This window comes from Marinobacterium sp. xm-m-312, assembly GCF_013283295.1.
Classification (GTDB): domain Bacteria; phylum Pseudomonadota; class Gammaproteobacteria; order Pseudomonadales; family Balneatricaceae; genus Marinobacterium_E.
The window spans coordinates 187,354-211,625 of the sequence record NZ_WBYS01000006.1; the positions used below are offsets into that span (position 1 = coordinate 187,354).

Sequence of the window (24,272 nt, forward strand, 5' to 3'; positions counted from 1 at the left end):
GTTGAGTTAAATTCACTTACAGGAATCTTCTATGCGACGCTTACCACCACTTAATGCTCTTCGTGTGTTCGATGCTGCTGCCCGCCATGGTAGCTTTAACCGCGCCAGTGAAGAGCTTTGTGTCACGCCATCGGCGGTTAGCCATCAGTTGAAGTCACTTGAAGAGTTTTTAGGTGTTGAGCTTTTTAAACGTGAGAAGCGAACCATTTCGTTGACGGCTGCAGGGGAGCGTTATTTACCCTCGGTGCAGATAGCCTTAGACGAACTGGAGCAGGCGACACGCAGATTGGTTGCAGCGCCTAATACCAACGTGGTGAAGGTGAGCATCGCGCCAGCCTTCTTAACACGTTGGTTGGTACCACGCATCACGCGTTTTCAAGAGCGCTTTCCTGAAGTTGAGCTTCGAGTTGAATCTTCGATTGAGTACATCGACTTTGATAACTCCGAGACTGATATGGCTGTCTATTATGGTACTGGCCATTGGAAAGGCATCGAGTCGCATATGATGCGTAATATCTTTCTGACACCCGTCATGAGTCCCAAACTCCTTGAGGGTAAAGATCCACTCAACACACCCAAAGACATGCTAAACCACACTTTGATTAATGTCTCAGGTCGTAGTCATGAGTGGACAAAGCTGCTCCAAGAACAGGGGATCTCCATCACTGAGATAAACAAAACCATCTCCTTCTCCAGCACCTCGTTGGCGGTATCGGCGGCATCAGAAGGGATCGGTATAGCACTGGCAGATACTGCTCTGTTGGGCAGAGAGCTAGAGAGTGGTCGCTTAATCGCGCCCTTTGATATCAGTTTGGATAGCCATAACGCTTTCTATCTGGTCTACCGCAAGAATCATGGACTAACGCCTGCAATGATGGCCTTCCGTGACTGGATTCTAGAAGAGATGCAAGCGGATATCGATGCCGCTAACGTTGGAAACTAGTTTCAATGCAGCGTATTAAGCCACTCCTGACGGCGTTGTTAATCATTCTGCCGCTGGGCGTCAGTGTCTATCTTTTGCAATCGGTGTTAAATGGCTTTTTAGAGCGAGATCCCATAACAACGGATTGCGATGTTAATTTGGAGACCTGCCTAATTGAACTCCCGTCCGATAGCGAGGAGAGCAGGGTGCTGAGCCTCAGCATGAATCCCAAACCGGCTAAATCGCTGGTACCTCTGACATTCAGCTTTACAGTCGATGGGCAACAACCCGAGAGTGCTTGGCTCGATCTGCAAGGGACTACGGAGTATATGGGTATCAACCAGACACCGATTAAATTCAATGGTGAGAGTTGGTCGGGAGTCACCGAGCTTTCAGTCTGCACGACGGGGTTAATGGTCTGGAAGGCTCGCTTGATCATTACCGAACAAGATGGCGAGAGTTATCCCGTCGATTTCTTTTTTGAGGCAGAGTGATTTTTTGGTGGAGTCATATCGAAGATGTGACGATCTTTTCGGTGACAGGCCTTCAGCCTGTCATCCGCAAGTAGGCTTTACTACTTTTCTGGAAAACGCTGAGAGAGTGGATGTCAGGCTAAAGCCAGACACCGGTGCTAATAGCAAAGTTATAACTAGTACCAATCGCGGCCTTTTCAAGACCCCTCCAACAAAATGCCAAATTCGAACTTCGTGCCATTCGTCCCCGTCCGACTGAGAACGAGCACGGTGCTCTTTTTCGTTAAGACGTTGAAAGGATCGAGCCCCGGATGGGCGAGATTTTCAGCGCCTGCACGGAGCAGGCTCTGGAATGTGCCTTTCAATGTTAGAAAAAGAGTATCGTGCGCAGTGTGCCGAAGGCCGATGGAGCGGGGTGTGTTTTCTTGCTTCTTCTTTGCTCACACAAAGAAGAAGGCTAGCCGACGACAGTCGGTTAGAGGTGTTTTTGCTTTTAAACCTTTATGCCATAAAAAAGCCCCGCACTGCGGGGCTAAAAAGGAATCTTCAATCGATGAAAAATGAAGAAAACGAACACAAGGGATTTGTTCGTTACCTAATCCATTAGGCATGTATAAAATATAAGTCTTATTTGTGCGGTGCACAATATGTAAAAGCTGATTTTTTAGTCAACTTTTTTATAAGGCTTAATTATTGATGCTGCAATGCAGAATAAAACTACTCTTCGATGATTAGATTGCTCTTTCTGAATGGGTGTGCGGCATAGGTGCCCATGACGCGAACCTCTTTAGCAAAGAAGTGAAGCTCTTGTAGGGCTAGCTGCATGGCAGGCTCTTGTGGGTGCGAGGCTACATCCAGGTGGAAGCTGGTGACCTGCATCGTATCCGAAGCCATGTAACTTTCCAGCTTAAGAATGTTCAGGCCATTTGTGGCAAAACCACCCAATGCTTTATACAGCGACGCTGGGATATTTCGAGCGGTGAACAGGATCGAGGTCATGAAATCTTTATCAGCCTCATATTCCGGAACCCTGCTATCACGTGCCAGTATCAAAAAGCGCGTGGTATTACCTTCGACGTCTCTAAAACCCTCTTTGACGATATCTAAGCCATAGAGTTCTGCAGCAAGAGATGAGGCGATAGCGCCCAACTCTGGATCTGGATTTTCTGAAAGATCTGACGCAGAGCCTGCCGTATCAAGTGCCGCGATAGGTTCAAGTCCTAGTGCTCGTATGTTGCCATCACACTGTGCCAGTGCCTGTGGGTGAGAGGTGACTCGCTTGAGCTGTTCCACCTTGGTACCGGGTATGGCAAGAAGGCAGTGATTAACCGGCTCAAAGTGCTCGGCAATGATGTGCAGTTGAGTTTTAGGCATTAAGCGGTAGATCTCTTCGACACGACCGGCAGTGCTGTTCTCAAGCGGGATCATCGCTAAACGCGCTTCACCACGTTCAACCATAAACATGGCATCAGCAAAGCTCTCACATGCGTGTGCCTCCAATTCTGGGTGGACACGGGTACAAGAGAGGTGAGAGTAGGCACCAGGAACACCCTGATAAGCGATTTTTGCGGGTAGGTCTGTCATATCAACTGCTAAATGAGAGAATTAAAGCGATATTATTGCACATCTCATTACTCGGCCAATAGCCTTCAGAGGACTGAGAGAAGTTTTAAAGATAAAAAAACCTGCCGAGCGAGAGCGGGGCAGGTTTTTTAATTAAGTCAGATCTTAGAGTGCGTAAATGACTGCAAGTAGACCGGTTACCGACATCGTAATGGTGTAAGGCAGTGCCATCCAAACCATCGTACCGTACGAGAGGCGAATCAGCGGTGCAATCGCTGAGGTTAGCAGGAATAGGAACGCTGCTTGACCGTTTGGAGTCGCTACCGATGGGATATTAGTACCGGTATTCACGGCAACCGCTAGATGGTCAAACTGTTCACGAGTGATATCACCTGCGTTCAATGCCGCTAGAATCTCATTAATGTAGACCGTCGCAACAAACACGTTGTCTGAGATTGCCGATAGCACACCGTTTGCAATGAAGAAGACGGACGGCTGTTGGCTTGGTTCTAGTGAAAGTGCCATGTGAATGATCGGCTGGAACAGGTGCTGATCGTGAATCACGGATACTACGGTAAAGAATACAACCAGCAGAGCGGTGAAAGGGAGTGCCTCTTCAAAGGCTTTACCAATCTGGTGCTCTTCTGTGATGCCGTTAAAGGCGGTCAATAGAATGATTACGGTCAAACCGATCATGCCGACAGGCGCTAAGTGGAAGGCTAGACCAATGACTAGGAATACTGCCACTGCAGCCTGAACGATTAGGCTAACGCGCTGTTTCTTTGTCATCTTAGCCGATTGATCTTTATCGTAATCAACCAGAATTTGGCGTACGTTCTCTGGCAATTTAGCGCCGTAACCGAAGGTACCGGTCTTCTCTAGTACTACAACGGTTAGAAGGCCAACCGCCAGTACAGGCATAGTGATCGGTGCCATGCGTAAGAAGAACTCAATAAAGGTCCACTCCGCTTTCTGAGCGATCAACAGGTTTTGTGGCTCACCGACCAGCGTACAGACTCCACCTAATGCTGTACCCACAGCACCGTGCATCAAGAGACTTCTTAGGAATCCGCGGAAGTTTTCTAGATCCTGGCGACGCTCTTCATGAACGTCATGGTCAGTTGTATGGTCGTGTGCAGAGTCGTTATTTTTGCCCGAAGCGACCTTGTGGTAGACCGAGTAGAAACCGACACCGACACTGATCAATACAGCAGTCACTGTCAACGCATCTAGGAAGGCTGATAGAAAGGCTGCAGAGATAGAGAAAAGCAGAGAGATTGTTGTCTTAGAGCGAACTTTAACCAGTATCTTAGTGAAGACCCATAGAAGAAGATCCTTCATAAAGTAGATACCAGCAACCATGAACATCAACAGAAGGATAACTTCTAAGTTGGCGTTGATCTCGCGGTATACGTTATGTGGATCGGTTAAGCCGATCACGACCGCTTCAATTGCAATCAAACCACCCGGCTGAAGTGGGTAACATTTAAGCGCCATCGCCAGTGTGAAAATGAATTCGAAGATTAGCAACCAGCCTGTTACGACAGGGCCAGCTGTTAAAAGTAGGATAGGATTGGCTACAAGGAAGAAAAGGATTGCTTGCTTGTACCAAATTGGCGAGTTGCCCAAAAAGTTTCGGGTAATTGCCGACATGGTTGATTGATTCATGTAGGGTCCTTACAGTTATTTTAATTTGCCCAAAAGCAAAAAAGCGCAAAGATTATAAGGTTATTCCTTTAGTTTGGAAACTGCGGTTTTAATACTTTAGTTTTATATAACTATTACAAATAAGCATTGCCGTTTTTAGGGAGTCTTCTTGAAATACTTAATTGCCCATCAAAATCGTCTGATCTTGGCTGACCCAAAACTAGGGGTTGTGTTGGATCGTATTGATCTCTCCCTATCCTTTGACAGCGAGTATGAGATCGAACGTTACCCTGTGTTACCGGGCTATGAGTTGGTCAGAATGTCTGAGGTACCTGGCAGTGCCAAAGTGGTGGATCTTCGAGCTGAACTTGAACGGTCTGATCCATTCCAGTATCAGTTGTTCTCCAGAGCTCAGCAGTTATTGAATTGGCGAGTGAATCATCAGTTTTGTGGTCGCTGTGGTGGGGGTATGGCGTTTGGTTTAACCGAGATGGTCTTGAAATGTACGGACTGTGGGCATCACGCTTACCCGAGACTCTCTCCCTGTATCATCACTCTCGTTGAGGACGGGGATCGAATCTTGTTGGCCCATAACGCTAAGTTCACACCTAATCGATTCAGTACTTTAGCTGGATTTATTGATGCCGGTGAGACGGCTGAGCAGGCGGTAGCACGAGAGGTCAAAGAGGAGGTGGGTGTTGAAATTAGCAACATTCGTTACTTCAAAAGCCAGCAGTGGCCATTTCCTGACTCGTTGATGTTGGCGTTTTTTGCTCAGTATGCCGGTGGCGACATTAAACCTGATGGTCGTGAGATATTAGAAGGGCGTTGGTTTACCAAGGAAGAGCTGCACACTGTGGTGCTGCCACCCAAATTCGCTATCTCAAGAGCGTTGATCGACGACTGGGTTGCACGACAAGGCTGATTTGCAGCTATAGCTGGGTATCAGTGCCTAAAAAGTTTGCCTAGCTTGGTGGCGAGCATGACATCACCCTCGGCGCGCAGAAGACCTTTCATGAAAGCACTCATGCCATCGATCTCACCCTGTATAACACCAATGAATGTCGCTTCATCCATGATCAGTGTGATGTTTGGATCGGAGTGCTCACCCCAGTTGGCGTCTAGCTTTGAATCCTCGATCGTTAGGTAGAATGAATCTGCATCATTCAACGAGAACTGAAACGTCTTATTTAGACCTTTGGCGTTGTCAGAATTGAATCGATCTTGCAGCTTGTTGAAAACCTGCGTGAGGGTGACATTTGAAGACATAAAAACCTAGCGCTCATTAGAAGTGGCTATGTTAACCTACCCCTCTCTGTTAATCGACTTTCTTACGAGGTAATCAGTGGTCGAATTTTTTTCTGAATACGGTCTTTTCTTGGCTAAAACGGTCACTTGGGTGGTTGCGATTGGGCTAGTGCTTGCGATGATTGCAGCAGCGGCTCAAAAACGCCGTAAGCCTAATGATGGCGAGATTGAAGTCGAGTCGCTGAATGATCACTTCACCGAGCTAAAAGAGACGTTAGAAGACCACATATTGGATGAGCATCGCCTCAAACAGATGCATAAAGCGCAAAAGAAGCAGGATAAAGAGGAGGCTAAGGCCCGTAAAAAGGCGGCCAAGTCCGATGCTCAAGCAGAAGAGGATCGAAAACGAATCTATGTCATCGATTTTGATGGCGACATCCAAGCCTCTGAAGTCGACAAGATGCGCCAAGAGATCACAGCGGTTCTGACGTTGGCAAGAGAGGTCGACGAAGTGGTTGTTCGTCTAGAGAGCCCTGGCGGTCTAGTGCATGGCTATGGCTTGGCTGCATCACAACTCGAGCGCATTCGTCGTAAGCAGATTCCACTGACGGTGTGTGTCGATAAAGTGGCTGCCAGCGGTGGTTATATGATGGCTTGTATCGCCAATAAGATTATCGCAGCTCCCTTTGCACTGATCGGTTCCATTGGTGTGGTTGCACAGATTCCCAATTTCCATCGCCTTCTTAAGAAGAATGACATCGATTACGAAGTCCTAACGGCGGGTGATTACAAGCGAACTCTAACGATGTTTGGCGAGAACACCGAAAAGGGGCGTGAAAAGTTTGTTGAAGAGCTAGAAGATACGCACGCTCTTTTCAAAGAGTTTGTCTCTGACTACCGCTCGGATTTAGACATTGAGAAAGTGGCGACGGGTGAAGTCTGGTTTGGTCGTCGCGCCATTGCCAATGGTCTTATTGATCAGATAGAGACCAGTGATGACTATCTGGTTAATGCCGCCGATGACGCTGATATCTACAAAGTGAGCTATCAGGTGAAGCAGAGCCTACAAGAGCGCCTCGAACACTTTGGTATCTCTGCTGTCACTGGCGTTGCTGGTAAAGCGTGGTCGAGCCTGACACAGAGCCGTTTCTGGGCGCGCTGATGAGTCGTATTGAGATCTCCATTGCTGATCAAACCTTAAGGTTACTGACCGATTCAGGTGAGCAGAGTTGGGGCGTCTCAACGGCTTTAAACGGGTCGGGAAATCTAAAAGGGTCAGGCTGTACACCGCTTGGGCAGCACAAGGTAAAGCTTAAAATTGGCGAATCTGCACCGATCAACAGTGTCTTTGTTGGTCGTCAATCAACCGGTGAAATCTACTCAGAAACGCTTGCCAAGCAGTACCCGGAACGAGATTGGATTTTGACACGAATCATCTGGCTACAGGGTATGGAGTCCGGCTTCAATCGTGGTGGTCAGGTCGATACACTAAGTCGTTTCATATACATCCATGGCACACCTGACACTGAGCCGATGGGGGTGCCTAAATCACACGGCTGCATCCGAATGAGAAACCAGGATCTGATTGAGCTGTTTGATCAGGTCAACAACAACATGATCGTAAATATTACGGCTTAATTGGAGAGAGTAATGAGCAGTGGCGCCCTAATGCTGGATATTGCTGGGACTGAGTTAACGCCCGCTGAGGTTGAGACTCTCAAGTCTCCCCAAGTGGGAGGGTTGATTCTCTTTGCTCGTAACTACCAAAACCCTGCACAACTTCGACAACTTATGACGTCGATCCGTCAGGTCCGTCCTGACCTGTTAGTGGCTGTCGACCAAGAGGGTGGTCGTGTACAGCGATTTAAAGAGGGCTTCACCCGACTGCCACCAATGCGAGTATTCAGTGAAGCTTGGCAGGACAACCCGAGCAAAGCGGTCGCTTGGGCTCATGAGTTTGGCTGGTTGATGGCGACAGAGTTGCGCGACTATGACATCGATATCTCATTCGCCCCTGTGTTAGATCTCGATTACGGCCACTCAGAGGTGATCGGCGACCGTTCGTTTGGCACCGATAGCGAACAGGTTGAAGCACTTGCGGGAGCCTTTATGTCAGGTATGCATGAAGCGGGCATGGCGACCACGGGTAAGCACTTTCCAGGGCATGGCTGGGTGGAGGTGGATTCACATTTGGGTCTTCCAGAAGATCAACGCAGTTTTGCTGAAATTGATGCTCAAGACCTACAGCCCTTTGCCAAGTTGATTAAACGCGGCTTGGATGCGGTCATGCCGGCCCATATTAAATACACCAGTGTCTGCTCACAGCCCGCAGGCTTCTCAGAGTTTTGGTTGCAACGCCAACTGCGTGAGCGATTAAGTTTTGATGGCGTGATCTTCAGTGATGATCTCTCTATGGAGGGGGCAGCAGAGACTGGCAGTTATTCTGATAGAGCCGACGCCGCGCTGGCAGCTGGCTGTGACATGGTGCTTGTCTGCAACGCACCCGAGCGTGCGCAAGAGGTGTTGCAGCACCTAACCAACCTTGGGCACACTGGTTCTGATCGAATTGTAAGAATGCGTGCTAGACCTAAGCGCCCGAGTGATTCTGAACGATTGGCTCGCGTAAGAACGATGGCGAAAGAGTTGGTCTAACTGATTGTTTATTGGAGTTTTTAAGTGACTGAATTGTTGAGTTGGGTGCTTAACCCACTGTTAAATGCTATTCCTGCCTTGAATCAATATCAGTGGTTGCTACAAGGCGCTGTGATTCTGTTGATGACACTGATCGTCTCTCTAGTCAGCAATACTTTGTTGAATCGACTGATTCCCTTTATCAACAATCTCTCGTCCGTTTGGAATCAGGTATTCATTGATACCGTGCGTGCCCCTTTAAGTCTTCTAGTCTGGGTGGTGGGTATTACGCTCTCACTCGATATTGCCGCTCGAGCACTGGACGAGATAGACCTAGTTCTGACGCAATCTTTGCGCTCACTAGCGTATATTCTGTTAGCGGCATGGACGTTGATCCGTCTAATTAAGCGGGTTGAGCAGCAGTTAGTGGATGGCGTTTCTGGTCGTCCTGGTGTTGATCGAACCACCGCTGATGCGGTCGCAAAACTACTGCGATTAACCGTCCTTCTGTTTGCGGGTTTGGTGCTGCTTCAACATTTGGGCGTCAGTGTCTCAGGCATACTAGCGTTCGGTGGTGTTGGTGGTTTGGCTGTCGGTTTTGCCGCAAAGGACCTACTGGCTAACTTCTTCGGTGGGTTGATGATCTACATGGATCGCCCCTTCAAAGTGGGGGATTGGATTCGCTCCCCCGACAAAGAGATTGAGGGTACAGTTGAAGAGATCGGCTGGCGCTTAACCCGAATTCGCACCTTTGATAAACGACCGCTCTACGTCCCTAACTCAACCTTCGCCAGTATTGCCGTTGAGAATCCATCGCGTATGACCAACCGTCGTATCTATGAAACCATTGGTGTTCGTTATGACGATGCGGCTGTGGTTGAGCAGATTGTTGCAGATATTAAATCGATGTTGCAGAGCCATGCTGACATCGATCAGAGCCAAACTCTGATCGTAAACCTGAACCACTTTGGTGCCTCATCAATCGATATCATGGTCTACACCTTTACCAAAACGGTTAACTGGGTGGAGTTCCACTCGGTTAAGCAGGATGTACTGGTTAAGATTATCAATCTGGTTGAAGCGCGTGGCGCAGAGATCGCTTTCCCAACCTCTACGATTCATATTGCCCCGAATGAGGCGCCGTCGAACTAGTTTACGGTGTTTGCTGTCTCTGTTGAGGTCACCAGATCGGTGACCTCCATCTCAACCGCTTCGACCGGTCTAAAGAGTACCAGCATTCCCAGAACGGGGTGATCGATGTAGTGCAGATCCTTCGATCGCATGCGACGTGACTCCTCAAAACAGATCGTTTCAGCGGGCTCGTCGGTCAAGCTTAAACCGTTAGGGTAGTAGTTGATCGATGGGTAGATATGCAGATAACGCTGACGCTCAATGCGTAATGTACCTTCGAAGTTTCCAAATGCATCCAATAACAGAGTGGTGCGGTTAGCGCCAGGTTTAAACTGATCCAGCCAGCTATTGTGGTAGAGCAGCTCATACCCTTTTTGCGCCAATCGATTGGCTTGTTCAGTCAATGCAAAGGTGGTTATTGGCAACTCTTCATTCAGGGCTAAGGGTTCGCCATCATTGACGAGAGGAAGCTCAGCGTTGGTGAATTCAATACTTTCTAAGTCGGCAGGCCAGGTTTCGCTCTCTTTGTCGGCTTCAGCCTGTTTGAAAATAACCACTTCAACAGTGTAGAGACTCTCTTCACTGATCAGTTCAGGGGCAACCGCTAGCTTGACCGCCTCATCGTCAGCCACGGCTTGGCCGATACCAGCCAATAGCAAAAGGGTCGTTGCAATCACTCTCACTTTAATATGCTCCTGAAGGTTCAAATCAATCACTTGCCGGTGTCAGTGTATCAAGCAGCGCTTCAACTGTCTGGAATCGAGTTTCACTGTTTTCCATCGGTACACTGAACTTAAACGCGGTAGCCCCATCGAGTTTATAGACCTTTGGCTGTGTCTGCACCAGTTTTACAAGGGTGTAAGGATCGACACAGGTCTCCTCAGCAAACTCCAAGCGTCCTGACCCAGCGCCAGCATCCAACTTGATAATATCGAGTTTTTCAGCCCGCAACTTGATTGAAGTCTGTCGAATTAGGTTCTGAAGAGGCGTTGGTAGCAGACCAAAGCGATCAATCATCTCCACCTGAAGCTCACGCAACTCCTCGTCATTGGCTGCATTGGCAATGCGTTTATAGAGCGTCAATCGGTTATGCACATCCGGCAGATAGTCATCGGGAATCAGTGCCGGTAGGTGCAAGTTTACTTCACAGCCGTGATGAAGAGGCTGATCAAAGTTGGGTGTTTTACCCTCTTTAATCGACTCTACTGCTTGCTCTAGCATCTCCATGTAGAGGGAGAAACCAATTGTCTGCATTTGACCCGACTGCTCTTCACCTAACAGCTCACCGGCACCCCGTATCTCAAGGTCGTGGGTTGCTAGGGTAAAGCCTGCCCCTAGAGTGCTCGCTTCGACAATCGCCTCCAGACGTTTGGTGGCATCTGAAGTCATCGCCTTGTGGTGCGGTGTAAGCAGGTAAGCGTAAGCCTGGTGATGCGAACGACCGACTCGACCACGAAGCTGGTGAAGTTGAGCTAGACCAAATTTATCAGCGCGATCGATGATGATCGTATTGGCGTTAGGAACGTCGATACCGGTTTCGATGATGGTGGTGGAGACCAATACGTTGAATCGCTTGTGATAGAAGTCACTCATCACCTGTTCCAGTTCACGCTCACGCATCTGGCCATGGCCGATACCAATACGGGCCTCTGGAATCAGCTCACCCAACTCTTTAGCGGTCTGCTCAATGGTTTTCACTTCGTTGTGCAGATAGTAGACCTGACCACCGCGAAGCAACTCACGCAGAATGGCCTCTTTAATCAGCGCTGGATCTGATTGACGCACAAAGGTTTTAACCGATAGACGCTTAGCCGGTGCCGTCGCGATGATCGATAGATCACGCATGCCCGACATCGCCATATTCAGTGTGCGAGGTATAGGCGTTGCGGTTAGGGTGAGAATATCAACCTCAGAACGGAGCGATTTGAGCTTCTCTTTCTGCTGAACACCAAAACGGTGCTCCTCATCGATTATCAACAGCCCTAGGTTGCTGAATTTCAAATCGCCCTGAATCAGTTTATGTGTACCAATCAGAATATCGACTTGACCCGCCTCTACCTTTGCTGCGATCTGATCCTGTTGTTTGCCTGTTTTGAAACGCGAGATCAGATCGACCTCCATAGGCCAGTCGGCGAAACGATCACGGAAATTCTCAAAGTGCTGCTGGGCGAGGAGGGTGGTTGGTACCAATACAGCGACCTGTTTGCCCGCTTGTGCCGCAATGAAGGCGGCCCGCATAGCCACTTCAGTTTTACCAAAGCCAACATCACCGCAGACTAGACGATCCATAGGTTGGACGGCTTGCATGTCTCGGCGCACCGCCTCAATGGCCATCGCTTGATCCGGCGTCTCTTCGAATGGGAATGCACGTGAGAATTGATCATACATCGCATCATCAATGCTGTACTGATAGCCCTGGCGAGCGGCACGACGTGCATAGATGTCTAACAGCTCTGCAGCAGCATCACGCACCTTCTCGGCCGCTTTACGGCGCGCTTTGGACCACTGTTCTGTGCCAAGACGGTGCAGCGGTGCAGACTCTTCACTGGCACCGGTGTAACGGCTAATCAGATGCAGAGAGGAGACCGGAACATAGAGTTTGGCATCATTCGCGTATTGCAGGGTCAGAAACTCGGTGGCTGATCCATCCAAATCGATCGTCTGCAGACCGAGATAGCGTCCTACGCCGTGATCAATATGGACCACAGGATTCCCGACGCTCAGTTCAGACAGCGATTTAACGGCCTGGTCGGCATCGCTCTGTTCACGCTGGCGACGACGACGTTGGAAGACCTGATTGCCAAATAGCTGTGCCTCTGAGATCACCTCAAATTGATCACTGATGGCAAGACCCTGTTCAAGCGGTGCAACGCTGATGGCAAGTGACTCGTTGCTGTTTTGAAAAGCTTGCCAGCTGTCGAGTTGCACAGGCTTGATCGTCATCGCTTGCAGTTGCGTTAATAGAGATTCACGACGGCCCGCCGACTCAGCAAGAATGAGAACTGGAGTGGTGGCTTTCTCTAGGTGATTGGCCAGTGGGCGCAGAGGCTCTGCCGCAGTGGGAGAGGTGCTTAAACTGGGAGGTTCAGTCGCACCGATATTTTCACGCCCCGGTTTAACCTCTTCCGGCTCAGCACTAAGACGTATGCCCGGCCAGCGTTTTAGGTCACTGGCCAAGGCATCCGGTGTTAAAAAGAGCTCATCTGGCGTCAAAATTGGCCGAGTGATATCGCCTTGGCGTTCGTTATGTCGGCTCACCACACCGCTGTGGAATTGTGATGCGGCCTCTAGTATCCCTTTCTGCTGAATCACTAAGGTTGATTCAGGAAGGTAATCGAACAAAGTAGAGCACTGCTCAAAGAAGAGAGGCAGATAGTACTCGATACCCGCCGGTGCTAAACCGCTCGAGATGTCTTGGTAGATAGGGCAGTTGCCATAATCGACATCAAACCGTTGACGCCAGCGCTGTTTAAAACCATCAATCGCGTTGGAGTGGAAAGGGTATTCGCGCGCCGGCAAAATTCGAATACGCTCGATCTGTTCAATGGAGCGTTGTGTCTCCGGATCGAATGTCCTTAGAGTATCGATCTCATCATCAAATAGGTCGATACGAAGAGGCGCGCTAGTGCCAGTAGGGTAGAGATCAATAATGGCGCCACGTACAGCAAATTCACCGTGCTCATAAACGGTGTCGACTAGGTTATACCCTGCATCGATCAGTTGTTCACGCATCCTGTCGGCGTCTAATTGCTGACCTTTCTCAAGCCAGAAGACATTGCCACTGACAAACTCTTTAGGAGCGACACGCTGCATCGCCGTCGAGGCAGGCACGACAATGACACCTGACTTTAAACCTTGAAGTCGGTACAGAGTCTCTAAGCGAGTGGAAGTAATATCCTGGTGTGGGGAGAAGCTATCGTAAGCTAGGGTTTCCCAGTCTGGAAAGAGCATCACAGGCAGAGAGTCACCGGCAAAAAAGCGTATCTCACGACGAATACGGCTAGCGCTCTCACTGTCGTTGCAGAGCATCAGAATAGGTCCCTGATGTTTGTCGCGTATCTGATCGATTAGCCAACCGGTGGCGGCCCCTTTTACATCACCAATACGGCGCAAATCACCGGCTTTAGTTGGGGCAATAAACTGATCTAGACCTGACAATCTTGGACTCCAGTGAAAATAGCATGAGAAAGATTCTATTGTAGCGATCAATCAGTAATTAGGGCAGGTAAGTAGAGAAAAAATCACAGTTTTTTCCTGCGACTCCTGGGCTTGTCAGCTCCGATAAAGTTAAATTTTTAGGTTCTGTTCTTTGTTTAGCTCAATGCTAATAGCCCAGACTTATGGTACTTATTCGCCTGGTTTTTTGTGATTAATTGGCATGAAACTTGCTTAATTTTCGTAGCAGAATTTTTTTCAGTCGTTTGTTCAAGCAGACGGTTTATCGAAAAGGTTAAGAATAGCGTTATGCATTTGTTAAATAGAGTGAATCCAGAGAGTTGGTTTTCAAATATCAGTAGCGACGAATTTAAAGCACAGCGTTGGGCTGGCATGGGATATGTTGCTGTGTTGTTGATGGCGATTGTCACTCGCGCTTTGCCACAACTTGTTGAAACTGGATGGAATATAACGCAGTGGGTTGTATTCCCTATCGTATTGACTCTGCTAACTTCAACATTAATACAACTTGCCAGGGCCGCTAAGTCTGGAAGCTTATTACTCACTACAGTTGTCTGGTTGCTCTTGCCACTCTTCGCTTTTGGTCTTTTAACAGTGGGCTACACCCCATATGCGATGATTCCAGGTTCGATGTTGATTGCTATGTTCTTGCTTCCCACTCAGCACCGTCGTTTTTATCTCTACCTTGGGTTACTAGCACTTCTAATTATTACCTTGCAAAAATTTACCGATGATCAATTGTTGTTCGGGTTACGTTCTCTCAGTGCGGCTCTGGTCGGTGGCTTAGTTATTGTTAGGGTGTTAGAGGGTGAAAAGGCCGTTACAGAAAGTGGAAGGTATGAATTAAGAGACTTTATAGGTCTTTTTGCTGCTTTAGGTGTACTTGTAGTTCCTGTTTTGGGGTTAGTCTCTAATGACTTTGGATTCTCTAATCCAGAGGGAACTTTGATGGCTGCGGGACTTTTTATTGGCCACGCAGCAATCAGAAAATTTTATCCAGCCTACCCATACAGGGCAAAATTGTTTCTTATTCTTTTCTGGTTGGTCACTGTCTACGAGTTATACGCCAATCAAGAGTCTGGGATGCTGTTCCTACCTGCAGCTGCAGTTGCTGTCTATTTTGTTGCTCCAGTGCAGTTGGCGAGGCGTTTTATGCTATCGCTGGTGGTTGTAATTTTGTTGGGATTTGTACAGTTTTTTGATGTTGAAGAGTTAGAGCTTTTCCCGCGACTATTTATTTTGGCGCTGGTATGTTGGTTGGTTGTTGAATTGGTAGTCGCTAAGCGAGCGCAAGTTGAGCAGAAAGAGCCAACTCTTTTAAATCCTGAAGGCTCAAACCCGGTTAATACCCTGTTGACCCGTACTGTCGTTTTTACAGTACTTATCACAACCCTTGTTTTGATGGCTCTGGTGCCAATCATTCAGCACATCGATCGCGCACGTTACCAAGAACAGCTCCAATTTGCTGCTTCACACTTAGATGCAAATTTAAACCAATTTAACCAACAGCTTCTGCGTTTTGTGAGCGATATTCACCTCCGTGCTTATTCAAGCTTAAGTCGGAATTATTTGACAGGTCGTCCGGCGAACTTGCGTCTGCTGTTGGAGCAAGAGTTAGTCTCCGTTGTAGATAATGACCCGTTCGTTCTGCAAGCGAGGCTTCTCGACTTAAATGGAATGGAGCTAATTAGAGCTAACCGTTCCTCTGTTGGAGCCTATGCAGTGAAACCAACTGAGCTTCAGGATAAATCTAGCCGTGCCTATTTTATTGAAGCCAAAGCCTTAGGATTAGATGAGATCTATGTCTCTAAAATTGATCTCAATGTTGAAAATGGTGTTGTAGAGGTTCCACATCTGTCTGTGATTCGCTTCGCCATACCTGCCTTCGATACATTGGGCAATAAACGTGGCGTTTGGGTTTTTAACTATGATGCGGCCGCCTTCCTTCAACTTTATGCTCAGTATGACCCGCATAAAGAGGAGCAAAACTTCATTGCAACTAAGAGCGGTTCAATGGTTTTGGCACCCGAGGGTTTTCCTCTCTGGGCTGACTCTTTAAATTTAAAAGATGGTCGCGTTGGTGATTTCTACCCCGCTTTATGGGAGCAGATGGCTCTGCTTGAGGTGGGTGATTCTGCACAGGTTTTTGAATTTGAGGATAAGGTCGCATTCTATCAACGCTATGATCCTAGCGAATATTTAACAACCCTCATGCAGCAGGAGTTGAATTTAAACCATTTAGATTCAAAGAGTTTTAGTAAAATCAAACTAAGCCATCCTCTCTATTTTATACAGATATTACCGAAAACAACCCTTTCGCAATTTGCGCTAATTGGCAGCCCCATTGCACTCTTTTGGTTAGTAGTGACGTTCATTTTGATTTTGCTGGTCGCCTTTTCAATTGCCTCGTTGTTGGCCCGCTCAGAAGAGTTGAGTAAGCAAGGTCAAAAACTTGAAAACGCTCTTTCATTGGCGGAAGAGTCCGCGGAGGCTAAGGGGCGTTTTCTTGCGACCATGAGCCATGAGATACGTACGCCACTCAATGGGGTATTGGGTATGTTGGTGTTGGCTAAAGAGGAGTGTGTTGATACACAACTCAAGTCTCGCCTCAATTTGATTGAGTCCTCTGCAAATGCGCTGCGTAACATAGTAGATGATATTTTGGATATCTCGAGGCTAGAGCAGGGCGGAATAGTGCTGGAAAAACGCAGTTTTCTGCCCAAATCGGTGCTCGAAGAGGTTTCGGCCTTGTTTAAGCCAGTTGCCCAGCAAAAGGGTGTTGAACTCCTCATGCAGAGCAGCTTAGAGGGGGTTAACCTACTCGGCGATAACCATCGTATTAAACAGATATTGTCTAACCTTGTGGGTAATGCCATTAAATTTACTGAAAAGGGGCGTGTAACTATTCGTTCTGAGCTTATTGATGCTCAGGGTGCAAATCCGCGCTGGCAGATCGCAGTTGAAGATACAGGTATAGGTATGAGTGCCGAACAGATTGCAACGCTGTTCGAGCGCTTTACTCAGGCGGATGACTCTATAAGCCGCCGCTTTGGTGGTTCTGGCCTAGGTTTAAGTATCTCCAAGCAGTTGGCTGAACTGATGCAAGGCGGCATCACCGTCACCAGTAAAGAGGGTGAGGGTAGCTGTTTTACTCTGGAGCTACCGGTTGAGCTGGCTTCTGCTGATCAAATCCAAACTGAGGTCCAAGCGCTAAACCCCTTTGATAGTGTTAAAGAACTGGCAGGTAAGCGACTGTTGGTGGTGGATGATAGTCCAACCAACCGCATGGTTGCGCAAGGCCTGCTCAACAAGATGGGTATGCAAGTTACGACGGCTGATGGTGGGCTGGCAGCACTGGCTGCAATCCGAGAATCAGTACCGGACCTTATTCTGCTCGATATTCATATGCCGGAGATGGATGGTTTAGCGGTGGCTAAAGCTATTCGTGCTGGCGAGGCGGGTGTTGAGGCTAAGGCGTCGCCAATTATTGCCCTTACCGCTGCTGCTTTTGAGTCCGATCGTGACAATGCGATAAATGCCGGCATGAACGGCTTCCTATCGAAACCGATCAACCCAACTGAATTAGCTGTAGAGTTGTTAGATAAATTAGCTGATTAGGTGTTACAAGCTTAGAGCCAATAAGGGATAATAACCTCAATTGTTATTCCTATTGGACTCTAAATGAACCACCTAGAGCTCTTGGCGCAGATCTTTGCTGTGACTGCGCCTATCTTCTCGCTTGTTATTATTGGTCTTGTTTTAAAGCGCTTGCACCTGCTCAGCGATGAGTTTATTTCGGGTGCATCGCTGCTTGTCTACAAAGCGACCCTGCCAACTCTGTTGGGGATGGCGGTGCTTAAAGCGAATGTACCGGCACTGCTTGAGTCGAAACTGTTCGGCTTCTATATTCTCGCCACCTTTTTAACAACCTTGATCTGTTGGATTATTGCCGCCCGTTGGATTCGTTCCGATCAGCGTGCGGTATTCATTCAAGCTGCCTTTAGGGGCAACCAGGGGATTATTGCGCTGGCGCTGACCTTGAGTTTTTATGGTGATCAGGCGCTGCAGATGGCGGGGCTTATGGCGGGTATCTCGGGGGTGGTAAACAACGCCATTGCTGTGGTGGTCTTCTCTGTCTTGAGTACCCGTTACCGCCCAACACCCATGAAGGTGGCCAAAGAGGTGGTGCTCAATCCAATGATTGTCGGTGTGATGATCGGGGTTGTGCTCTCATTAAGTGGGCTGCAATTGCCTAAATGGCTGATTCATTCTGGCGAACTGTTTGGTTCGATGACTCTTCCGTTGGCGCTTTTGTGTATTGGTGCCACACTCTCGTTTAAAGCCTTTCAAACCACTGGCGTATTAGCAGTGCATGCAACCCTGACTAAGTTGGTTTGGGTGCCAATGCTATTTACAGCAGTTGGTTGGTATATCGGCATTAGTGGCATGGAGCTGGGTGTGCTCTTCCTATTCTTAGCAGCGCCAACTGCAGCCGCCAGTTACGTAATGGCGAAGATCTCTGGAGATGATGCCGAGCTTGCCGCTAACGTTATTGTACTCACCACTTTTGCTTCAATGTTTACGATTACGCTAGGTTTGTATATCTTGCAGGTCCTAGCGTGGATCTAAATGTTTAAATCACCACAATATAAGGATGTAAATCATGACTTCATGGAGCCCTGCAAGCTGGCGTCAACTGCCGGTTAAGCAGCTACCAACCTACCCAGATTCTGATGCCCTCGCATCGGTTGAACAGCAACTCAAAGCGCAGCCACCTTTGGTGTTTGCTGGCGAGATCCGCTCTCTTAAATCTGATTTGGCACGTGTGAGTCGTGGTGAAGCCTTTCTATTGCAGGGTGGTGACTGCGCAGAGAGCTTTAGCGAGTTTAGCGCGGATAAGATTAAAGATACTTTTAAGCTGCTGATGCAGATGGCGGTGGTACTCGCATTTTCTGGCGGTTGTCCAGTTGTAAAAGTAGGTCGTATTGCTGGGCAATTCGCTAAGCCACGCTCAAGTGATACTGAAGTGATCGATGGTATCGAGCTGCCAAGCTACCGTGGCGATAATGTGAATAGCCCAGATTTCACGGCAGAAGCGCGTATTCCTGATCCACAGCGCATGCTTTCGGCTTACCATCAGTCGGCATCAACGCTTAACCTTCTTCGTGCTTTCTCACGCGGTGGTTTTGCCGATCTGCATCAGGTTCATAAGTGGAACCAGGGGTTCGTATCTCAGTCTCCTGCGCATGAAAAGTATGAAGCGCTAGCCGCACAGATCGATCAAGCGTTGTCGTTCATGGCGGCCTGTGGATTGAATTCAGACAATACGCCGCAGCTCTCTGAGACAACGCTCTACACCTCACACGAAGCACTCTTGCTGCCTTATGAAGAGGCACTAACGCGTCAAGACAGTTTGACCAACGGTTGGTATGACTGTTCAGCGCACATGCTCTGGATTGGTGATCGTACTCGCCAGCCTGATCATGCTCACGTTGAGTTCCTGCGCGGTGTTCAAAACCCGGTCGGTGTGAAAGTGGGCCCAACCACTCAAGTGGATGATTTGAAACGTCTTCTGGAGATTTTAAACCCAGAGAACGAAGCGGGTCGTATCAATCTGATTGCCCGCATGGGTGCCGATAAGATCGGCGATCACCTTCCACAGCTAGTGCGTGCTGTGAATGATCTGGGCGTGAATGTTGTCTGGAGCAACGACCCGATGCACGGCAATACGGTAAAAGCTAGCAGCGGTTACAAAACCCGCTCGGTCGATGCGATTCTCTCTGAGATGAAAGCCTTCTTCGAGATTCACAAGGCAGAGGGTAGCTACGCCGGTGGTGTTCATTTTGAGATGACTGGTAACCATGTAACTGAGTGTGTCGGTGGTGCCTACCAAATCACAGAATCTGCCCTGGCAGAGCGCTACATCACCCAGTGTGACCCACGCCTTAATGCTGACCAGTCACTTGAGTTGGCGTTTATGATTGCGGATACACTTAAAGCAGCGCGTAAGTAATCTAAGTTGGAGCGGTCTTAAAAAGGCCGCGATATTTGGTGACAGGCCTTCAGCCTGTCATCCGCTGGTAAGATTTACTAATAATCTGGAAAACGCTGAGAAAGTGGATGTCAGGCTAAAGCCAGACACCGGTGCCAATAGCTAAGCTTAACTTAATACCCATCGCGGCCTTTTCAAGACCGCTCCAACAGTGCCAGATTCGAATCTGGCACCCCGTTCCCCGTCCGACTGAGAACGAGCACGGTGCTCTTTTTCGTTAAGACGTTGAAAGGATCGAGCCCCGGATGGGCGAGAGTTTCAGCGCCTGCACGGAGCAGGCTTAGAAACACGATGTTTTGTATGCAGATGATGCAGGAGCAAATCATCTGTCTGAAATGTGCCTTTTGATGTTAGAAAAAGAGTATCGCGCGCAGTGTGCCGAAGGCCGAAGGAGCGGGGTGTGTTTTCTTGCTTCTTCTTTGCTCACACAAAGAAGAAGGCTAGCCGACGCTAGTCGGATAGAAATGCGGTTGACAGGCTGAAGGCCAGTCACCGAAAAGATCGCGCAAATCTACTCTAACCGCCCAAACTGCTCAGCTAGGAAGCTCTCTGCACGCTCAAGCATAAAGTATCGGAACGCCTCTGCAGCAGGGGAGAGTACCTTCGATTGTGTATGCACAAGGTTCCAGGCTCTAACAATGGGTGCGCCATCGACATTGAGTATCCCCAGTTTTTGGTGCTCCAGTTCTAAACCGACTGTGTGCTGTGACACAAATCCTATCCCCAGATCGGCCATTACGGCCTGTTTGATCATTTCGTTGGAATCCAGTTCAAACTTATAATGCGGTTCAATACTTCTCCCCTCGAAAAAGCGTTCCATCGCTGCTCGTGTGCCTGAGCCCTCTTCACGAACAATAAACGGGATATCTCGCAGCTCCTCGGGTGTTAACCGCTCATCCAGGCTTCTTAAAAATAACGGGTTTGTGGGCGCGGCCACAAAAACGTGTGGGTGAGCCGCAAAGGGTTCATTTCGGGTCCGCATCTCTTTGGGTGGTCGACCCATAATAGCGAGATCAACTTCATTGTTTTGCAAAGATTTGAGCAGCTGTTCACGATTACCAATCGATAGCTTTATGTCGACACTCTTATGTTCTTCAATGAATTCAGAAATAAGGTGCATCATGAAGTATTTTGCGGTTCTAACAATCCCTATCGTAATTGTTCCAGCTTCTGCGTGAATTAATCTTGCTGCAGCATCTTCAGCGTCTTTAACGGTCGCTAGGATTCTTCTAGCGTAGACAAGCATATATTCACCGGCTGTGGTTAGCGTGACTTTTTTGCCAGCACGATCAAACAACGGCATGCCTACGTTACTTTCAAGCTCTTTAATTTGCATGGTAATCGCCGGGGGAGTTAGGTGAAGAGATTCCGCGGCTCTAATGAAACTCAGCTGTTTTGCGACTTCATTAAAGACTCTGAGCTGACGAAAGGTTGTATTACGCACTGGCTCCTCCGATTAATGCTTTGAGTTATTTATTGTGGTTTATTCAAAATAGTTAAGTTTAACCTTAATGTAAACAGTATCTATTTAATTCCTGATTGAATATTAATGTTAAGTAATCACTTATCATTTTGATAAGAAAGTTTGTGTTGTTCTTAACATTACTTTCCCATAACGTCTCTCCTATGCGATTGCTAAGTTGATTTCAGCCTGGCACTCAAACAGCACAACAATAATCAAGGTTTAATCCAACAGGAGAAATTGACCATGGCAAAAAGCTATCAAGCAGGTGTAAAGGAGTACCGTGAGACGTATTGGATGCCCGATTACACACCAAAAGATACGGACTTTCTGGCGTGTTTTAAGGTAATTGCACAAGATGGAGTGCCACGTGAAGAGGCGGCAGCAGCAGTTGCGGCAGAGTCTTCTACCGGTACTTGGACGACCGTGTGGACAGATCTGCTCACTGATCTTGAGTACTATAAAGGCCGCGCTTACGCTATCGAGGATGTTCCTGGTAATGACGAGGCGTTCTACGCATTCATTGCCTACCCAATTGACCTGTTCGAAGAGGGCTCTGTTGTCAATGTATTGACCTCTCTTGTTGGTAACGTATTTGGCTTTAAGGCAGTGCGTTCTTTGCGATTGGAAGATGTTCGTATTCCGGTCGCCTATGTAATGACCTGTGGTGGACCACCACACGGCATTCAGGTAGAGCGCGACATTATGAACAAATACGGTCGTCCAATGTTGGGGTGCACCATCAAGCCTAAGCTGGGTTTGTCAGCCAAAAACTACGGACGAGCAGTTTATGAGTGTCTTCGCGGTGGTCTCGATTTTACCAAGGATGATGAGAACGTTAACTCTCAACCGTTCATGCGCTGGAGACAACGATTTGATTTTGTCATGGAAGCCATTGAAAAAGCCGAAGCTGAAACGGGTGAGCGTAAAGGTCACTACCTGAACGTGACAGCTCCAACTCCGGAAGAGATGTATAAGCGTGCCGAATACGCAAAAGAGATCGGCGCCCCGATCATTATGCACGATTATCTGACCGGTGGTTTTACCGCTAACACAGGTCTAGCAAATTGGTGTCGTGAAAATGGCATGTTGTTGCACATTCACCGTGCCATGCACGCTGTTCTAGACCGCAACCCTAATCACGGTATCCATTTCCGAGTGCTGACTAAGATGCTTCGTCTTTCCGGTGGTGACCATCTTCACTCTGGCACGGTGGTTGGTAAGTTGGAAGGTGACCGTGAGGCGACCTTGGGCTGGATCGATCTAATGCGTGACTCTTTTACAAAAGAGGATCGCAGTCGCGGCATTATGTTTGATCAAGACTGGGGATCTATGCCGGGTGTTATTCCGGTTGCCTCGGGCGGTATCCATGTTTGGCACATGCCTGCATTGGTTAACATTTTTGGTGATGACTCAGTTCTACAGTTTGGTGGTGGTACTTTGGGTCACCCGTGGGGTAATGCCGCAGGTGCAGCTGCGAACCGTGTGGCTCTTGAAGCCTGTGTTGAAGCGCGAAATCACGGTGCTGAACTTGAGAAAGATGGTAAACAAATCCTTCTCTCTGCAGCCGAGCACAGCCCTGAGCTAAAAGTTGCCATGGAAACCTGGAAAGAGATCAAGTTTGAATTCGATACGGTCGATAAGCTAGACGTCTCTCATAAATAAAGTAATGGGAGGGTTCCTTAGAGACCCTCCTTAATAAATTGAGCTCTTATTAGAGTTGAGGAATAGATGATGAGTGAAATGCAAGATTACGCATCAAGCCTGAGTGATGTGAATAGCCGTAAATTCGAGACATTCTCTTACCTGCCTGAGATGAATGCTGAACAAATTCGAAAGCAAGTTGAGTACATCGTGTCTAAAGGATGGAACCCGGCGATAGAGCATACAGAGCCAGAGAATGCGTTCGATCACTACTGGTACATGTGGAAGTTGCCACTGTTCGGTGAGACCGACGTTGATCGAGTTCTGAATGAGGCTGAAGCTTGCCACCAAGCCCACCCTAATAACCACGTTAGGTTGGTCGGTTATGACAACTATGCTCAGTCAAAAGGTGCTGAGATGGTGGTTTACCGAGGCAACCCAGTATAACGCTATAGATACCCCCTCTAATGAGGGGGTTTTGCTCTCAATGGATACAAAAGGTAAGAGTATGAGTGCAGTGAATACGGATCAATACATTATCAAGGACGAACCCTTTTATAAGGCGGTAGGCAATGAGGTCGATATGTATCAAGCCGCCTATGCAAGACGTATGCCGGTGATGCTCAAAGGGCCAACGGGATGCGGCAAATCAAGATTTGTGGAGTATATGGCCTGGAAACTGAAGCGTCCTCTGATTACGGTTGCCTGTAACGAAGATATGACGGCCTCAGATCTGGTTGGACGTTTTTTGCTCGATAAGGACGGTACCCATTGGCAGGATGGTCCATTAGCGACAGCTGCCAGAATAGGGGCAATTTGTTACTTGGATGAGGTCGTTGAAGCAAGACAAGATACCACCGTTGTGATTCACCCCTTAACTGACCATCGCAGAACACTGCCTTTGGATAAAAAAGGGGAACTGATCGAGGCGCACCCTGATTTTCAATTGGTTATCTCTTATAACCCCGGTTATCAAAGCCTGATGAAAGATCTTAAACAATCCACTAAACAGCGATTTGGTGCGATGAACTTTGACTATCCGAAAGATTATGATGAAGCTGAAATTGTAGATAAAGAGACAGGTGTGGGTCTTGATATCGCCAATAAATTGGTTCAAATAGCCCACCGTGCGAGGAATTTGAAAGGGCACGGCCTTGATGAAGGAATATCAACTCGTTTGCTTGTCTATGCTGGGCAGATGATCGCTGAAGGTGTAGATCCGTTGTCTGCGTGCAAAATGACGTTAGTAACACCATTGACCGATGATCCAGATATGCGAGAAACCCTAGATGCTGCAGTCAACACATTTTTTGTGAGCTAACA

General features: G+C 48.1%; 19 protein-coding genes. 13 read left to right on the forward strand and 6 right to left on the reverse strand.

Features of this window, described 5'->3' with window-relative positions; all coding sequences use genetic code 11:
* Positions 1-31 precede the first annotated feature (31 nt).
* Both gcvA and XMM312_RS09275 read left to right on the forward strand, forming a co-directional pair.
* A complete protein-coding gene (gene gcvA / locus XMM312_RS09270) occupies positions 32-943 on the forward strand; it encodes a transcriptional regulator GcvA (RefSeq protein WP_173481535.1) in 912 nt (303 codons plus the stop codon).
* A 5-nt stretch (positions 944-948) separates the two neighbouring features.
* On the forward strand, positions 949-1,416 hold the full coding sequence (locus XMM312_RS09275; RefSeq protein ID WP_173489119.1) for a hypothetical protein: 468 nt from the start codon (positions 949-951) through the stop codon (positions 1,414-1,416).
* A gap of 696 nt (positions 1,417-2,112) precedes the next feature.
* On the opposite strand, the gene XMM312_RS09280 is transcribed toward XMM312_RS09275, so the two are convergent.
* Both XMM312_RS09280 and nhaB read right to left on the reverse strand, forming a co-directional pair.
* Positions 2,113-2,979, reverse strand: coding sequence for a prephenate dehydratase (locus tag XMM312_RS09280; protein ID WP_173484269.1), 867 nt, complete (start codon positions 2,977-2,979; stop codon positions 2,113-2,115).
* A 144-nt stretch (positions 2,980-3,123) separates the two neighbouring features.
* Positions 3,124-4,626 carry a sodium/proton antiporter NhaB gene (nhaB, locus tag XMM312_RS09285; protein ID WP_173484268.1) on the reverse strand — a complete coding sequence of 501 codons (1,503 nt, stop codon included), beginning with the start codon at positions 4,624-4,626 and terminating at the stop codon, positions 3,124-3,126.
* 148 nt (positions 4,627-4,774) lie between these two features.
* Here nhaB and nudC point away from each other — a divergent pair, with 148 nt between their 5' ends.
* Positions 4,775-5,530 (forward strand): NAD(+) diphosphatase, encoded by a 756-nt coding sequence (gene nudC, locus XMM312_RS09290; protein WP_173484267.1) that lies wholly within the window; start codon positions 4,775-4,777, stop codon positions 5,528-5,530.
* Positions 5,531-5,550: 20 nt separating this feature from the next.
* Here nudC and XMM312_RS09295 read toward each other — a convergent pair whose 3' ends face one another.
* Positions 5,551-5,874 carry an SCP2 sterol-binding domain-containing protein gene (locus tag XMM312_RS09295; RefSeq protein ID WP_173483150.1) on the reverse strand — a complete coding sequence of 108 codons (324 nt, stop codon included), beginning with the start codon at positions 5,872-5,874 and terminating at the stop codon, positions 5,551-5,553.
* A 76-nt stretch (positions 5,875-5,950) separates the two neighbouring features.
* On the opposite strand from XMM312_RS09295, the gene sohB reads away from it, so the two are divergent.
* Genes sohB through XMM312_RS09315 form a run of 4 tightly spaced genes read left to right on the forward strand, consistent with a single transcriptional unit; the run spans position 5,951 to position 9,636 of the window.
* Positions 5,951-7,015 (forward strand): protease SohB, encoded by a 1,065-nt coding sequence (gene sohB / locus XMM312_RS09300; RefSeq protein ID WP_173481529.1) that lies wholly within the window; start codon positions 5,951-5,953, stop codon positions 7,013-7,015.
* The gene (locus XMM312_RS09305; protein ID WP_173484266.1) at positions 7,015-7,491 is read left to right on the forward strand and encodes a L,D-transpeptidase; all 477 of its coding nucleotides are present in this window, start codon (positions 7,015-7,017) and stop codon (positions 7,489-7,491) included. The genes sohB and XMM312_RS09305 overlap by 1 nt, the downstream gene beginning before the upstream one ends.
* A gap of 12 nt (positions 7,492-7,503) precedes the next feature.
* Positions 7,504-8,505, forward strand: coding sequence for a beta-N-acetylhexosaminidase (gene nagZ, locus XMM312_RS09310; protein ID WP_173484265.1), 1,002 nt, complete (start codon positions 7,504-7,506; stop codon positions 8,503-8,505).
* 24 nt (positions 8,506-8,529) lie between these two features.
* Entirely contained in the window at positions 8,530-9,636 is a 1,107-nt protein-coding gene (locus XMM312_RS09315; protein WP_371731441.1) for a mechanosensitive ion channel family protein, read from the forward strand.
* Here the strand turns inward: XMM312_RS09315 and XMM312_RS09320 are convergent.
* Together XMM312_RS09320 and mfd are read right to left on the reverse strand one after the other, a co-directional pair.
* On the reverse strand, positions 9,633-10,298 hold the full coding sequence (locus XMM312_RS09320) for a CsiV family protein (protein ID WP_173484264.1): 666 nt from the start codon (positions 10,296-10,298) through the stop codon (positions 9,633-9,635). The two genes, XMM312_RS09315 and XMM312_RS09320, sit on opposite strands and share 4 nt — an antisense overlap.
* A gap of 25 nt (positions 10,299-10,323) precedes the next feature.
* Positions 10,324-13,773, reverse strand: coding sequence for a transcription-repair coupling factor (gene mfd / locus XMM312_RS09325; protein WP_173489120.1), 3,450 nt, complete (start codon positions 13,771-13,773; stop codon positions 10,324-10,326).
* A gap of 306 nt (positions 13,774-14,079) precedes the next feature.
* Between mfd and XMM312_RS09330 the strand changes: the two genes are divergently transcribed.
* The 3 genes from XMM312_RS09330 (at position 14,080) to XMM312_RS09340 (ending at position 19,804) form a co-directional block, all read left to right on the forward strand.
* Entirely contained in the window at positions 14,080-17,409 is a 3,330-nt protein-coding gene (locus XMM312_RS09330) for a hybrid sensor histidine kinase/response regulator (RefSeq protein WP_173489121.1), read from the forward strand.
* A 63-nt stretch (positions 17,410-17,472) separates the two neighbouring features.
* The gene (locus tag XMM312_RS09335; protein WP_173489122.1) at positions 17,473-18,420 is read left to right on the forward strand and encodes an AEC family transporter; all 948 of its coding nucleotides are present in this window, start codon (positions 17,473-17,475) and stop codon (positions 18,418-18,420) included.
* 31 nt (positions 18,421-18,451) lie between these two features.
* The gene (locus tag XMM312_RS09340) at positions 18,452-19,804 is read left to right on the forward strand and encodes a class II 3-deoxy-7-phosphoheptulonate synthase (RefSeq protein ID WP_371743485.1); all 1,353 of its coding nucleotides are present in this window, start codon (positions 18,452-18,454) and stop codon (positions 19,802-19,804) included.
* 550 nt (positions 19,805-20,354) lie between these two features.
* Here XMM312_RS09340 and XMM312_RS09345 read toward each other — a convergent pair.
* Positions 20,355-21,287, reverse strand: a complete 933-nt coding sequence (locus XMM312_RS09345; RefSeq protein WP_173481522.1) for a LysR family transcriptional regulator — start codon at positions 21,285-21,287, stop codon at positions 20,355-20,357.
* A gap of 264 nt (positions 21,288-21,551) precedes the next feature.
* Between XMM312_RS09345 and XMM312_RS09350 the strand changes: the two genes are divergently transcribed.
* From XMM312_RS09350 to XMM312_RS09360, 3 genes are all read left to right on the forward strand, one after another.
* A complete protein-coding gene (locus XMM312_RS09350) occupies positions 21,552-22,970 on the forward strand; it encodes a form I ribulose bisphosphate carboxylase large subunit (RefSeq protein ID WP_173481521.1) in 1,419 nt (472 codons plus the stop codon).
* A gap of 69 nt (positions 22,971-23,039) precedes the next feature.
* Positions 23,040-23,396: a ribulose bisphosphate carboxylase small subunit gene (locus XMM312_RS09355; RefSeq protein WP_173481520.1), complete on the forward strand. Its 357-nt coding sequence runs from the start codon at positions 23,040-23,042 to the stop codon at positions 23,394-23,396.
* 40 nt (positions 23,397-23,436) lie between these two features.
* Positions 23,437-24,270: a CbbQ/NirQ/NorQ/GpvN family protein gene (locus XMM312_RS09360; RefSeq protein WP_254442905.1), complete on the forward strand. Its 834-nt coding sequence runs from the start codon at positions 23,437-23,439 to the stop codon at positions 24,268-24,270.
* Positions 24,271-24,272 lie beyond the last annotated feature (2 nt).